Genomic DNA, 12,926 nt, shown 5'->3' with positions numbered 1-12,926 from the left:
GACCTTCATCGCGGAGCCCGTTCGGCGCAGCCGGGCTCAGATCACCGCTTCTTCCAGGAAAGGTTCGTTGCGCGGAATGCGCTCGTAGCAGAAGGGCGACAGGTCGAGCGTCTGGAAGGCGCCGTGGACGATGAGCTCCGACACCGCCCGGCCGACGGCCGGCGACTGCTGCAGGCCGTGCCCAGAGAAGCCGTTGGCGAACATGAAGTTCCTCACCTCCGGGTGGAAGCCGACGATGCCGTTGTGGTCGAGCATGTTGTATTCGTAGTGACCGGTCCAGTTGGTCTGGACCTTCAGCGCGTCGAAAGCCGGAATGCGGTGCCACAGCGCCGGCCAGATATGGTCGTCGAACTCCTCGAAGTGCATTTCGAAGTCGTCGTAGTCGGCCGGTCCGTCGCCCTGCGGCGTGTTGCCGGTGAGGAAGAGTTCGCCTTCCGGACGCACGAAAGTGCCCGAGAGGTCAATGACGTTGGGCATTCGGCCGGGGATCGGATTGGCGCTGGCGAAGACGAAGCTGTAGCGTTTGTAGGGCGCCACCGGGATCGACAGGCCGGCCATCGCCGCGACCTGCTGCGCGCGCGGGCCGGCGGCGTTGACCAGGGTTCCACAGGCGACCGTCTGGCCGGTCGCGAGGCGGACTGAAACAACCCGCCCATCGGCGAGATCCAGTCCGGTCGCGGCGTTGTCGATGTATTCGACGCCGCTGGCGCGAGCGGCGCGGCGGAAGCCGTTCATCATGCCCATGGAATCGAACCAGCCCTCTTCCCGCGAGCCCCAGGATCCGCCGCCGAGATCCTCTACATTGAGCCAGGGGAAACGCTCCTTCAGCGGACCCGGCTCGAGGAAGACGGTGTGGGCGCCAAGGCTGCGCTGCAGCTCGACCCGCTCGCGCGCCGCGTCCACGCCCTCGGGCGAGCAGCAGTAGAGATAGCCGTGCTCGCGAAAGCCGAGGTCGGGCGCCGGCTCGTCCTTGTAGAAGGGCGCCATGCGCTCCTGGAAGCCGCGGATGATCTCGATGCCGAACTGGCTGATCTTGACGTTGATCGGATTGGAATATTGCTGGCGGATGGCGCTGGTGGAAAGCGCGGTCGAGGAGAACTCGTAGCTCGAGTCGCGCTCGACCACGAGGATCGAGGCGCCGCTGCCCAGCGCCTGGGTCAGCCAGTAGGCCGTCGACGAACCGATAACCGCGCCGCCGACGATGACGATGTCGTAGGCCGTGCGCGAGGGGGCCTTGTAGGGAGGGATCGCCATGATTCTTCCCTACTGCCTGAAGGAAGCGATCAGGGCATCGGAGCCCCGCGCAAGCAAGCCAAGGTCCGACCCGACAGCCACCATGGTGAAGCCGTCGGCAAGATAGCGGTCGGCATCGGCCTTGGCAGGCGCCAGAATGCCGCTGGCCTTGCCTGCCGACGCTGCCGCCTTGCGCACCGAGGCGATCGCTTCCTGCACATGGGGGGCGTTGGGATTGCCCATCGCGCCCATATTGGTCGAGAGGTCGCCGGGACCGACGAAGAGGACGTCGACGCCGTCGACCGCAGCAATCGCGGCGGCATTGGCGACGCCGGATTCATCCTCGATCTGCACGGCAAGAAGCTGCTGGGCGCGCGCATTTGCATGATAGCCGGCGATGCGGCCGAAAGCATTGGCGCGGTGACCGACGGAAAAGCCGCGGATGCCGCCCGGCGCATAGGTCATCGCGGCAACGATGGCGCGCGCCTGCGCGGCCGTCCGCACGTTGGGGATCATCAGGCTGCGAGCGCCGATGTCCATTGCCTGCTTGATCAGGTTGGCGTCGTCGGAGGGCAGCCGCACCACCGCCTCGCTGTCGAAGCCGCCTATCACCTGAAGCTGCGCCATGATGCTGCGCAGATCGTTTGGGCTGTGCTCGCCGTCGATCAGGACCCAGCCGGTTCCGGAGCCGGCGACGATCTCGGTGGTGAGGGCCGAGGCCAGCGAGCACCAGATGCCGATGTGAGCCCGGGCGGCCGTTACGGCTGCCTTCAGCGAATTGACGCGCTCTTGCATTTTGCGATCGTCTCCAGGAAAGAAGGTGCATTGAAATTTGTATGATGTCCTATATCATATGGCTAACTTTGGCTGCAAGGCCAGTTCGCGCGGGTTCGCAAGGGAGTTGAAAATGAAGATCGGTTTCATTGGACTTGGCGTCATGGGAGCGCCAATGGCGCGCCATCTCGCCGACGCCGGGCATGAGATCGCCACCGTGCTCAACCGCTCGCCTCTGCCGAAGGACCTCAACGCATCGGTCGTGGCCTCCGCGGCCGAAGTCGCGCGGATGTCCGAGATCATCGTGACCATGCTGCCCGACACGCCCGACGTGGAACGCGTGCTGCTTGGGCGGGACGGCGTGCTGGACGGACTCGCGGCCGGCAAGCTCGTGATCGACATGAGCTCGATCAGCCCGATCGCCACGGCGGACTTCGCGGCGAAGATACGGCAGGCAGGTGCAGGCTATCTCGATGCGCCGGTCTCGGGCGGTGAGGTCGGCGCCAAGGCGGCGAGCCTCACCATCATGGTCGGCGGGCCGGCCGCCGAGTTCGAGAGGGCGCTGCCGATCCTTGAGAAGCTTGGCAAGAACATCACCCTGATCGGCGAGCAGAACGGCGCCGGCCAGACCTGCAAGATCGCCAACCAGATCATCGTCGCGCTCAACATCGAGGCGGTCGCCGAAGCGCTGGTCTTTGCCAGCAAGGCCGGGTGCGACCCCGCCAAGGTGCGCAGCGCGCTGATGGGCGGATTCGCCTCGTCGCGCGTGCTCGAAGTGCATGGCGAGCGCATGATCGCCCGGACCTTCGCGCCGGGCTTCCGCATCCGGCTGCACCAGAAGGACCTCAATCTGGCGCTGGAAAGCGCCCGCGCGCTTGGCGTGGTCCTGCCGAACACGGCGGCCGCGCAGCAACTGATGAACGCCTGTTCGGCCCGAGCAGGCGGCGCGGAGGCCGACCACTCATCCCTCGTCCAGGCGCTCGAGATCCTCAGCGCCCATGAACTGTCAAACGGAAAGGAATGAACCGATGCGCGGTACTGGCAAGGCCGATGTTTTCGTGATGCTGGCACATCCCGTGGGCCATGCGAAGAGCCCCGGCATGTTCAACGAGATCTTCGAGCAGAAGGGGCTCGACAGCCTGATGGTGCCGCTGAGCTGCCGTCCGGAAGATTTCGACACCTTCTGGGCCGGCATAACGGCGGCCGAGAACATCCGCGGCGTGATCATCTCTGTGCCGTACAAGGTCCCGGTCTACCATAAATGCGCGGCCGCCCACGACCGCGCGGCGCGGGTGCAGAGCGCCAATTCCGTGCGCAGGCAAGCGGACGGCACCTGGTACGCCGACAATTTCGACGGCGTCGGCTTCATCGATGGGCTGAAGGCGGGTGGGCACCAGATCGCCGGCCGGCGCATCCTCCAGGTCGGCGCCGGTGGCGCCGGCGCATCGCTCACCTACTGCCTGGCCGAAGAAGGCGCGGCGGAAATCCGGCTAACCGACATCGACAAGGATCGGGCCGGGAAACTTGCAGCGTTGGTCGGCAAGGCGTTTCCGAAGTGCCGCATCGAGATCGGCCAGCCCGATCCGTCCGGCATGGACATGGCGATCAACGCGACGCCGTCCGGGCTCAAGGCAAGCGACCCGCTGCCTATGGATGTGAGCAAGCTGACGCCGGAAATGACGGTGGTCGACATCATCATGGAGCCGGCCGAGACGGCGCTGCTCAAGGCGGCGAAAGAGATCGGCTGCCGCATCCAGCCCGGGCGCCCGATGATGGATTTCCAGGTCGAAGCCATGGCCGAATTCTTCGACATCGAGCGCAAGGACCGCGGCCATGGTTGAGACACCGACGGCCGTCGTGATCGGCGGCACCTCCGGCATCGGACGCGCCATCGCGCTGCGCTTCGCCGAGGAGGGCTATCAGGTGGTCGTCGCCGGCAGGGATGTCGAACGGGGCAAGGAAACGGCTGGCGCCTGCGAGAGCGGGGGCGCGCCGCGCGCCCTGTTCGTCCAAACCGACGTCGCCGATCCCGCCTCCGTCGAGGCGCTGGCGCAAGCCGTCGTGAAAACTTTCGGCACGCCGCATGCCGTGGTCAACTGCGCCGGCATCCTGCAGAGCGGCAAGCATGTCCTCGACCAGGACCTCGACGAAGACGAGAAGATGTGGCGGATCAACTACCGCGGCACGCTGCTCGGTTGCCAGGTGTTCGGCCGGTCGATGTCGGCTGCCGGGCGCGGCGCCATCCTCAATGTCGGCTCGCTCGCCTCCTTCGCGCCATTGTCGCTGCCGGCCTACACGCCAGGAAAGCACGCGGTGATGGCATTGACGCAGATCCTCGCGGCCGAGCTTGGGCCGCATGGAGTTCGGGTGAACGCCGTGGCCCCGGGCTACACGCTGTCGGACGGGCTGAAGGCGAAAATCGCCAAGGGCGAGCGCAACCCTGAAGCCATCCAGGCCACCACCGCGCTGCGCCGCTTCGTCGAGCCGCGCGACGTCGCCGAGGCCGCGCTGTTCCTCTGCTCCGACCGCGCCGCGTCGATCACCGGCGTCACCCTGCCCGTCGACGCTGGCTGGCTCGTCCAGGCGCCCTATGCGCAATATTTGCAAGGCAACCCCATCCGGCAGACCCCGGCAATCTGACAAGGACAATCCAGTGGGCGATATCCAGCGCTTCGACTTCGACACCCGCATCCACCACGGTGTCATCCACAACGGCACGCTCTATCTCACCGGCCAGGTCGCCCAACCCGGCCAGTCCGCGGCCGACCAGATGCACGAGGTGCTCGGCAAGATCGATGCGCTGCTTGCCAAGGCCGGCACCGACAAGAGCCGCATCCTTCACGTCCAGATGTGGCTCGACGACGTCCGCGACTTCGACGAGGTCAACACGGTCTGGGACGCCTGGGTGCCGAAGGAGCATGCGCCGGCGCGCTCTTCCGGCGAGGGACGGATGGCCAGGCCCGGCATGCTGGTCGAGCTGATCGTGACCGCGGCGGTTTGAATGGTCTTGCCGGTTCGGGCATCATCCCGAATCTGGCGGGAGGGATATTGATGACGAAGCGCAAGCCGCTTTCCACCGTGGTGGCGGAGAGCCTGTCTGAAAAGATCCGTTCCGGACGGCTGCTGCCTGGCGCGCAACTGCCGACCGAGGCGGAGCTGTGCGCCGAATACGACGTCAGCCGCACCGTGGTGCGGGAGGCGGTGGCTCGGCTGCGCTCCGAAGGCATGGTGGTGCCGCAGCAGGGACGCGGCATGTTCGTCAGCGAAACGCCGGCGCCGCGCAATTTCTCGATCCCCGACGAGGCGTTGAGGACCTTGCCGGAAACCATCGCCCTGCTCGAACTCAGGCTGAGCGTCGAGGTGGAGTCCGCCGGGCTCTGCGCCGAACGGCGGAGCGACGCCGAGGCGGGCGCGATCCGGGCCGTGATGGAACAGGTCGACGCCCAGCAGGCGGATCCGGCCGTCGTCCAGATCCACTACGACTATGATTTCCACCTGGCGATCGCCAAGGCCGCGCGCAATGAATTCATCCACGGCTTCCTTGCCTATCTCCGGCCGATGATCGTGCCGCGCTTCCAGCTCGGCTACGTGGTCGAGCCCGAACTCAAGGACAGCTACTACGCGCGCATCCACAATGAGCACAAGGCTATCGTCGATGCCATCGAACGACAGGACGGCCGCGCAGCCCGCCAGGCCATGCGCAAGCACCTGCACAACAGTCTCGGCCGGGTGCGCGCGCTCGCCCGGGCCTCGGGCGTCGAGGCGACGGACGCCGAGCAGAAGGCGGCCGCGGCCTCGCTGTTCACCGAAATGAACAAGCCCATGCCGACGGCCGGATAGGCCCCCGCCGTCGACGCGCCGCGCATTCGCCGAGCACGGCCGGCCGGGCGTTCGCGAAAGCCATGTTTTTGCTCGATTGGCGACCGAAAGCCCAGCTTCACGCGCTGAAAGCTTTACTTTGCTTGGGTTTGCAGGTTTCGCGGCCGCGCAAGCGCATTGGAATATTCCAGCCGCCAAAAAGGCCTTCGAAAGTTTATCTTTCCTTTTTGCTGGTTTTCTTGGTTTCGCGGCAGCGGTCGAAGCCACACACTGAAAGCCAGGCAATCGGGGAAAGCCCACGTGACGACAGCCTTCATCACAGGTGCGACGAGCGGCATAGGGCGGGCCATCGCGGTCGCGTTAAGCGACGCCGGTTACGACGTCTATGCCGTCGGGCGCAGCCAGGCCGCGCTCAAGGAGCTGCAGGCCGAACGGCCCGGCATCGTGCCGGTCGCCGTCGACGTCACCGACCGCGAGGCGCTGGAATCGGTCGTGGCCGACCTCACCATCGACGTGCTGATCAACAATGCCGGGATCATGCCGCCGCTCGGCAATTTCGCCGACATGAAGATCGCCGACATCGACACCGCGCTCGAGGTGAATGTCAGCGCGGCAATCCTGCTCACCCGCCTCATCGTGCCGCAGATGCGCGAGCGGCAATCGGGGCACATTCTGTTCACCGGGTCTTCCGCCGGCCATGCGGCTTTTCCCAACGTCGCCGTCTATTCGGCCACCAAGGCAGCGATCGCCGGCTTCGCCGCCGCGTTGCGCGCCGACCTCTCCCAGTACGGCATCCGCGTGACAGAGATCGTGCCCGGTCGCGTCGAGACGCAGCTCTACAAGGACATACTCGACGCCGAGGCCCGGGCCGCCATGTACGCCGGCAACGTCGCCGTTCAGCCGGACGACGTGGCGAGCATGGTCGTCACCCTGCTCGGCCTGCCCGCTTGGGCCGACGTAACCCGCTTCGACATCATGCCGACCCGGCCGACCAGCCCAAGCGGCAGCAAGCAAGGAAAATAGGATGAAAGACCTTTCCGTTCTCATCGTTGGCGGCGGCGCCGGCCTCGGCGCGCTTTTGGCACGGATGGCCGTGGAAGCCGGGGCGGCAAAGATCGGCATCATCGACATCAACCAGGAGGCGGCTGAGGCCGCGCTGGAGCCGGCAAAGGCCAAGGGCCTGCCGACCGCGGCGGCGACTGGCGACATCCAGGTCGGGCCTCAGTCCCACGCGGCGTTCGATGCCATCGTCTCGAAGCTCGGGCGCGTCGACTCGCTGATCAACTGCGCCGCGATCTATCCGCGCCGCCCGCTCCTCGAGATCACCGACGCCGAGTGGGATGCCTCCAACGGCATCAACATCAAGGGCACCTACCACATGATGGTGGCGGCTGTGCGCCACATGCAGTCGCAGGAACCGAAAGCCCAGGTACGCGGGCGGATCGTGAACCTGACCTCGGTCGACGCCTTCAAGGCGCATCCGCAGAACGCCCATTACGCGGCGACGAAGGCTGCCGTCGTCAGCCTGACGCGGTCCTTCGCCCATCACGTCGCCAAGGACGGGATCCTGGTGAATTCGGTGGCGCCGGCCGGCATGGCGACGGAGAAGGCGAAAGCGCTCGGCTTCCTCGAGGAACTGGCCAAGGCAAGCCCGCTCGGCCGCGGCGCCGAGCCCACCGAGATCGCCGAGTGGGTGCTGATGACGGGCGGCCCCAAGAATACCTACATGACCGGCGAAAACGTAATCGTTTCAGGCGGTTATATCTACGCATGAGGTGACATTCCGCAGCCGGCGGCAGCGGAAATACAGCAGTGCATGATCGACGGAGTCTCAAGCAAGAGGAGGCGGAATTACGATGACCGGCAAGCTTCGCCTTCCCTCGCTCAATGCGCTCAGGGTCTTCCATGCCGTCGCGCAGCACAAGAGCTTCAGGCAAGCGGCCGACGAACTGCTGGTGACGCCGCAGGCGGTCGGCCAGCAGATCAAGCTGCTTGAAGACACGCTCCAGGTAACGCTGTTCGAGCGCAAGGGCCGGTCGATCGAATTGACCGAGTCGGCGATCCTTCTCTCGCACTATGTCAAGGCCGGCTTCGACGAGTTCTCAGAAGGCGTCCGCCGCGTCACCAAGTCGACCTACCGCGACCGCATCAACCTCAATGCGAGCCCGTATTTCGCCACGCACTATCTGCTGCCCAGGCTTTCGCTGTTCCGCGAGATCCTGCCCGGCGCCGACCTGCGCCTGACGACGATGGTCGACCTGCCGGATTTCGGGCGCGACGACATCGATATGACGGTGCAGTGGGGTTACGGCAGCTGGCCCGACTACGACACGACGCTGCTGGTGCCTGATCCGAAGATCATCTGCTGCACGCCGGCGATCGGCGAGAAGATCAAGTCGGCGCACGACCTGACGAAGTTCACGCTGCTCGACACCGTCAAGTCAAAGCGCCTGTGGCCGGATATATTGCGCCACCTCGGAGTGGAGCTGACGGATGGCGACCGCAGCATCAGCTTCGACGACGCGGCAACCATGCGCCGGGCGACCCTGCAAGGCATCGGCGTGGGCCTGGTTTCCGTCATCGACGCCGAGGAGGATTTCCGGTCTGGCGCGCTGGTCGCACCGATCGGCCGCGACGCCATTGCCGATATGAAGCCAGAGGAGGTGCCCGGCTTCTACCTTGTCGTCCCCCGCGGGCATCTGCGTGTGAAGGCGGTGGCCGCGCTGCACCGATGGCTGGCGCAGCAGGATTGGCGAAGCGACCTCAAGATTTCCTTGCCGAAACCGACCCCGCTTTCCGACTAGGAGGCGGCTTCGCGACCGAGTTCCGAACGCTGTTTCGGGCTCCAACAAAAACAAGAAACGGAACAACCTCAACAGTGGAGACAACAACATGAAAATGATGCAATGGGGGGCTGCGGCCCTGGCCGTTGGCCTGGTTCATTTCGCCGCGCCGGCCGAGGCCGCGGGCGGCAAGACGCTCGAAACCGTCAAGGCGCGCGGCGTGCTGAACTGCACCGGCCATGACGGCTCCTATCTCGGCTTTGCCGAGGTGGACGACAAGGGCAACTGGAAGGGCATGGACATCGACCTCTGCAGGGCGGTGGCCACGGCAGTGTTCGGTGATCCGGCGAAGCTGAAGATCGTGCCGATCAGCTGGGCCCAGCGCTGGCCCTCCCTTCAGTCGGGCGACGTCGATATCGTCGTCAAGGCTTCGGGCGGCACGCTGAGCCGCGATACCGAACTGGGGCTTCAGTTCTCGATGTCATACTATCTCGGCACGACCAAGGTGATGGCGCACAAGGAGCTCAACCTGAAGTCGCTCAAGGATGCACAGGGCGGCACGATCTGCATCCCCGCCGGCACGACCATCGAACAACAGGTTGCTGCCTACAGCCAGAAGATCGGCATCAAGCTCGAGCCGGTCGTCATCGAAAAGACGGAAGAGCTCGAGCAGGCATACTTCTCGGGCCGCTGCGACATGTACGCCCAATGGGGCCCGGTGCTTGCAATCGCGCGTGTCGCCAAGGGCAAGGTCGACGACCATGTGATCCTGCCCGACGTGATCGCGGTCGAGCCGGAGGTCATGATCGTGCGGCAGGGCGACGACAACTGGGTCGACGTCGCCAACTGGACGCTCACCGCCCTGCTCTTCGCCGAGCAGGAGGGCATCACCTCGAAGAATGTCGATGAGATCAAAGCCAAGCCCACGTCACCGGCGGTCGCCAAGTTCCTCGGCGCGGCGCCAGGCATGGGCAAGGGTCTCGGGCTTCCCGACGACTGGGCCTACAACGTGATCAAGAAGGTCGGAAACTACGCGGAGATCTTCGATCGCGATCTCGGCAAGGATTCGCCCTACAAGATGGATCGTGACCTGACCAACCTGTGGAACAATGGCGGCGTCCTGTTCCCGCTGGTGATCGATTGATCCCCTTGGTGATCGACTGACCTTTCCTTACGCGTCCCGCTGTGAGTTCCGCCCGGCCTTGCCGGGCGGGGCCGGCGGCAATCCGGGAGATTGGCATATGGTCAGCCTGCTGAGGAATCAGAAGGTCCGCAACGCATTGCTGCAGGTTCTCTATGTCGGGTCGCTTGCAGCACTTGTGCTTTCCTGCGCGATGATCGCCAGGCGCAACCTGGCAGAGCAAGGCATCACCTCCGGCTTCGACTTCCTGTACAAGTCGACGGGCTGGGACGTGAACTTCTCGCTCCTGCCCGCCACCGCCAACGATCCCTATTGGTGGTTCTTCCTTATCGGCATCGTCAACACCCTGTTCCTGGGCAGCGTCGGGCTGGTTCTGGCGACGATTGTCGGAACGATCGTGGGTCTGGCGCGAACTTCCTCGAACGAACTGGCGCGGCTGCTTGGACGCACCTATGTCGACATCTTCCGAAACATCCCGCTGATCCTCCAGGTCTTCTTCTGGTACGCGCTGATCACCCATCTGCCGACACCGCGCGCCGCGCATGAGGCGTGGGGCTTTCTGCTCACCAGCCGCGGCCTCTATATGCCGATCCCGAATGTCGGCGGTCTGGCAATGGCGCTGGCCACACTGGCCGTGATCGGCGCAATCGCGCTGCCTGTCTGGCTGGGCCGAACGTCACGGCTGAGCCAGCCGGTCGGCGAGCGTTCCGCCGTCCAGCTTGGCGGCGCCGCCGCGGCGCTGTCCTGCGTCGTTGTCATCCTGATGATCGACCGTCTGCCCGATGCGCCGCTGCTCGATTTCCCCGCCCTGCAAGGCCTCAACCTGAAGGGCGGCCTGCGCATTCCGCCGGAGTTTTCCGCACTCGCGGTCGCCATTGCCATCTATGGCGGCTCCTACATCGCCGAGATCGTGCGCGGCGGCTTCAAGGCCGTCGGCAAGGGCCAGGTGGAGGCAGCCCTTTCGCTGGGCCTCAGTCCCTGGCGGGTGTTCACGCTGGTCAAGCTGCCGCTGGCGCTGCGCGCCATGCTGCCGATTCTCGCCAACCAGTATGTCTGGCTGATCAAGGCGACGACGATGGGCATCGCAATCGGCTTCACCGATTTCTTCATGATCGTGTCGCTGACCATCAACCACTCCGGCCAGACCCTGGAATCGATCGGGATCCTGATGGCAGGCTTCCTGACCATCAACCTTAGCCTCGCCGCCGTGTTCAACCGCATCAACAAGGCTATTGCCCTCAAGGGCAATCAACTGAGGGGATGAGAGATGGAAATGGTCGTTCTCGCTCCGCCTGCCCCAGGGACGCTCGAGGATCTGAGGCGGCGCTTTTTCGCGACGCCGCTTCAGGCCCTGTTGTCGCTGATCTCCCTGACAGTCATGGTCTACCTTGCCTGGAAGTTGCTCAACTGGGCGATCTTCTCGGCCGTCTTCACGACGAGCGGCGGGCCTGAGGCCTGCCAGGCAGCGGCAGGAGCCTGCTGGTCGGTGATCGCGGCCAGGTGGCGCATCATCCTGTTCGGCCTCTATCCCTTCGAGGAGCAATGGCGTTCGGCGCTGGCCTGCGTCACCGTGGTGGTGATGACGGTGTTGAGCTGCATTCCGGCCTTCTGGACCGGACGCCGGATCGCGCTGGTCTGGGGAGCCGGGACGGCGCTCTATTACGTGCTGATGAAAGGCGGCGTGCTCGGCCTGCCCTATGTCGGCGAGGAAGCCTGGGGCGGCCTGGCGCTCACCCTGTTCATCTTCGTGACCACCTGCCTGATCGGCTTTCCGCTGGCGATCTGCCTGGCCCTGCTGCGGCGGTCTGAGCTGCCGTGGATATCGCGGACCACTGGCCTCATCATCGACTCGGTCCGCTCGCTGCCGCTGATCTCGATCCTGTTCACCTTCGCCATCGTCCTGCCGTTCGCGCTGCCGCAGTGGCTGGCAGGCGACAAGCTGTACCGGGTGATCATCGGCTCCGCCCTGTTCTTCTCCGCCTACCAGGCGGAGATCGTCAGAGGCGGCATGCAGGGCGTTCCAAAAGGGCAGGAGGAAGCCGCCATGGCGCTCGGCATGAGCTATTGGCAGCGCATCGGCCGCATCCTCTTGCCGCAGGCCATGCGCAACGCGCTGCCGGCAACGATCAACCAGTTCGTGGTCGCGTTCAAGGAGACCTCGCTGGTGGTCATCGTCGGCTTCTTCGAGATCCTGGCCTCCGGCAACGCCGCCTACGGAACCGGCGAATGGCGCTTCGCCTATGTCGAAGTCTACGCCTTCATCGCCTTCATCTACTTCGTCTTCGTTTTCAGCCTGTCCCGCTACGGCGCGTTTCTCGAGCGCCGCATGTCGGTCGGCGAACGCTAAGGAGGTCCGCATGACGATTGGCAGTTCGGGCGAGGCCGGCGGACCCGCGGTCCGCATCGAAAGCCTCGACAAATACTATGGCGCCTTTCACGCGCTGCGGAACGTCAACCTGTCCGTCGAACGAGGCGAGAGGATCGTCGTCTGTGGTCCCTCCGGTTCCGGCAAATCCACCATGATCCGTTGTATCAACCGGCTCGAGCAGCACAATGGCGGCCGCATCACCGTGCTCGGCACCGAACTCAACGACGATGTCGGCAACATCGACGAGATCAGGCGCGAGGTCGGCATGGTGTTCCAGCACTTCAACCTGTTTCCGCACATGACGGTGCTGGAGAACTGCATGCTTGCGCCGATGATCGTGCGCAAGCAGCCGCGCGCGGAAGTAGAGGCAACCGCTAGGCGCTATCTGGAGAAGGTTCGCATCCCCGAGCAGGCGATGAAGTTTCCCGGCCAGCTCTCCGGCGGCCAGCAGCAGCGGGTGGCGATCGCGCGCGCCCTTTGCATGCAGCCGCAGATCATGCTGTTCGACGAGCCGACCTCGGCGCTCGATCCGGAAATGATTTCCGAGGTGCTGGACGTCATGGTCACGCTCGCCTCGGAAGGCATGACGATGATCTGCGTCACCCACGAGATGGGCTTCGCGCGTCGCGTCGCCAACCGGGTGATCTTCATGGACGGCGGCGAGATCGTCGAAGAGGCACCGCCGGAGGAGTTCTTCACCGCCTCCCGCAACGAGCGCACGCGGCAGTTCCTGTCGCAGGTGCTGGGTCATTGAACGACATTCTGGAAGATGCCACGTTCCCGAGCAGCACGCCGCACAGCTATCTTC

The 12,926-nt window shown here is 64.9% G+C and carries 14 protein-coding genes; 12 read left to right on the top strand and 2 right to left on the bottom strand.

The window, feature by feature from the left end:
• Positions 1-36 precede the first annotated feature (36 nt).
• Both EN857_RS20670 and EN857_RS20665 read right to left on the bottom strand, forming a co-directional pair.
• The gene (locus EN857_RS20670; RefSeq protein WP_135859107.1) at positions 37-1,254 is read right to left on the bottom strand and encodes an FAD-dependent oxidoreductase; all 1,218 of its coding nucleotides are present in this window, start codon (positions 1,252-1,254) and stop codon (positions 37-39) included.
• Positions 1,255-1,263: 9 nt separating this feature from the next.
• A complete protein-coding gene (locus EN857_RS20665; RefSeq protein ID WP_135859105.1) occupies positions 1,264-2,028 on the bottom strand; it encodes an aldolase/citrate lyase family protein in 765 nt (254 codons plus the stop codon).
• Positions 2,029-2,140: 112 nt separating this feature from the next.
• On the opposite strand from EN857_RS20665, the gene EN857_RS20660 reads away from it, so the two are divergent.
• The 12 genes from EN857_RS20660 to EN857_RS20605 all read left to right on the top strand — a co-directional run bounded on the left by EN857_RS20660 (position 2,141) and on the right by EN857_RS20605 (position 12,872).
• Positions 2,141-3,031, top strand: a complete 891-nt coding sequence (locus EN857_RS20660; protein ID WP_135859103.1) for a 2-hydroxy-3-oxopropionate reductase — start codon at positions 2,141-2,143, stop codon at positions 3,029-3,031.
• A 4-nt stretch (positions 3,032-3,035) separates the two neighbouring features.
• The gene (locus tag EN857_RS20655) at positions 3,036-3,848 is read left to right on the top strand and encodes a shikimate dehydrogenase (RefSeq protein WP_135859101.1); all 813 of its coding nucleotides are present in this window, start codon (positions 3,036-3,038) and stop codon (positions 3,846-3,848) included.
• The gene (locus EN857_RS20650; protein ID WP_135859099.1) at positions 3,841-4,647 is read left to right on the top strand and encodes an SDR family oxidoreductase; all 807 of its coding nucleotides are present in this window, start codon (positions 3,841-3,843) and stop codon (positions 4,645-4,647) included. Before EN857_RS20655 ends, EN857_RS20650 begins: the two co-directional genes overlap by 8 nt.
• Positions 4,648-4,660: 13 nt before the next feature.
• Positions 4,661-5,008, top strand: coding sequence for a RidA family protein (locus EN857_RS20645; protein WP_135859097.1), 348 nt, complete (start codon positions 4,661-4,663; stop codon positions 5,006-5,008).
• Between the two features lie 50 nt (positions 5,009-5,058).
• Positions 5,059-5,847 carry a FadR/GntR family transcriptional regulator gene (locus EN857_RS20640; protein WP_187331365.1) on the top strand — a complete coding sequence of 263 codons (789 nt, stop codon included), beginning with the start codon at positions 5,059-5,061 and terminating at the stop codon, positions 5,845-5,847.
• A 279-nt stretch (positions 5,848-6,126) separates the two neighbouring features.
• On the top strand, positions 6,127-6,849 hold the full coding sequence (locus EN857_RS20635; protein WP_135859095.1) for an SDR family oxidoreductase: 723 nt from the start codon (positions 6,127-6,129) through the stop codon (positions 6,847-6,849).
• A 1-nt stretch (position 6,850) separates the two neighbouring features.
• Positions 6,851-7,600, top strand: coding sequence for an SDR family oxidoreductase (locus EN857_RS20630; RefSeq protein WP_135859093.1), 750 nt, complete (start codon positions 6,851-6,853; stop codon positions 7,598-7,600).
• 82 nt (positions 7,601-7,682) lie between these two features.
• Positions 7,683-8,630 carry a LysR substrate-binding domain-containing protein gene (locus EN857_RS20625; RefSeq protein ID WP_135859091.1) on the top strand — a complete coding sequence of 316 codons (948 nt, stop codon included), beginning with the start codon at positions 7,683-7,685 and terminating at the stop codon, positions 8,628-8,630.
• An 88-nt stretch (positions 8,631-8,718) separates the two neighbouring features.
• Positions 8,719-9,753, top strand: a complete 1,035-nt coding sequence (locus EN857_RS20620; RefSeq protein WP_135859088.1) for an amino acid ABC transporter substrate-binding protein — start codon at positions 8,719-8,721, stop codon at positions 9,751-9,753.
• Positions 9,754-9,850: 97 nt separating this feature from the next.
• Positions 9,851-11,014 (top strand): ABC transporter permease subunit, encoded by a 1,164-nt coding sequence (locus EN857_RS20615; protein WP_135859085.1) that lies wholly within the window; start codon positions 9,851-9,853, stop codon positions 11,012-11,014.
• Positions 11,015-11,017: 3 nt separating this feature from the next.
• Positions 11,018-12,097, top strand: coding sequence for an amino acid ABC transporter permease (locus tag EN857_RS20610; protein WP_135859083.1), 1,080 nt, complete (start codon positions 11,018-11,020; stop codon positions 12,095-12,097).
• 10 nt (positions 12,098-12,107) lie between these two features.
• Entirely contained in the window at positions 12,108-12,872 is a 765-nt protein-coding gene (locus tag EN857_RS20605) for an amino acid ABC transporter ATP-binding protein (RefSeq protein ID WP_128276019.1), read from the top strand.
• Positions 12,873-12,926 lie beyond the last annotated feature (54 nt).

The sequence above is a fragment of the Mesorhizobium sp. M4B.F.Ca.ET.214.01.1.1 genome, assembly GCF_004791545.1.
Classification (GTDB): domain Bacteria; phylum Pseudomonadota; class Alphaproteobacteria; order Rhizobiales; family Rhizobiaceae; genus Mesorhizobium; species Mesorhizobium abyssinicae.
The sequence above is the reverse complement of the archived record's forward strand: the minus strand, read 5'-3'. Positions and strand labels throughout refer to the sequence as shown.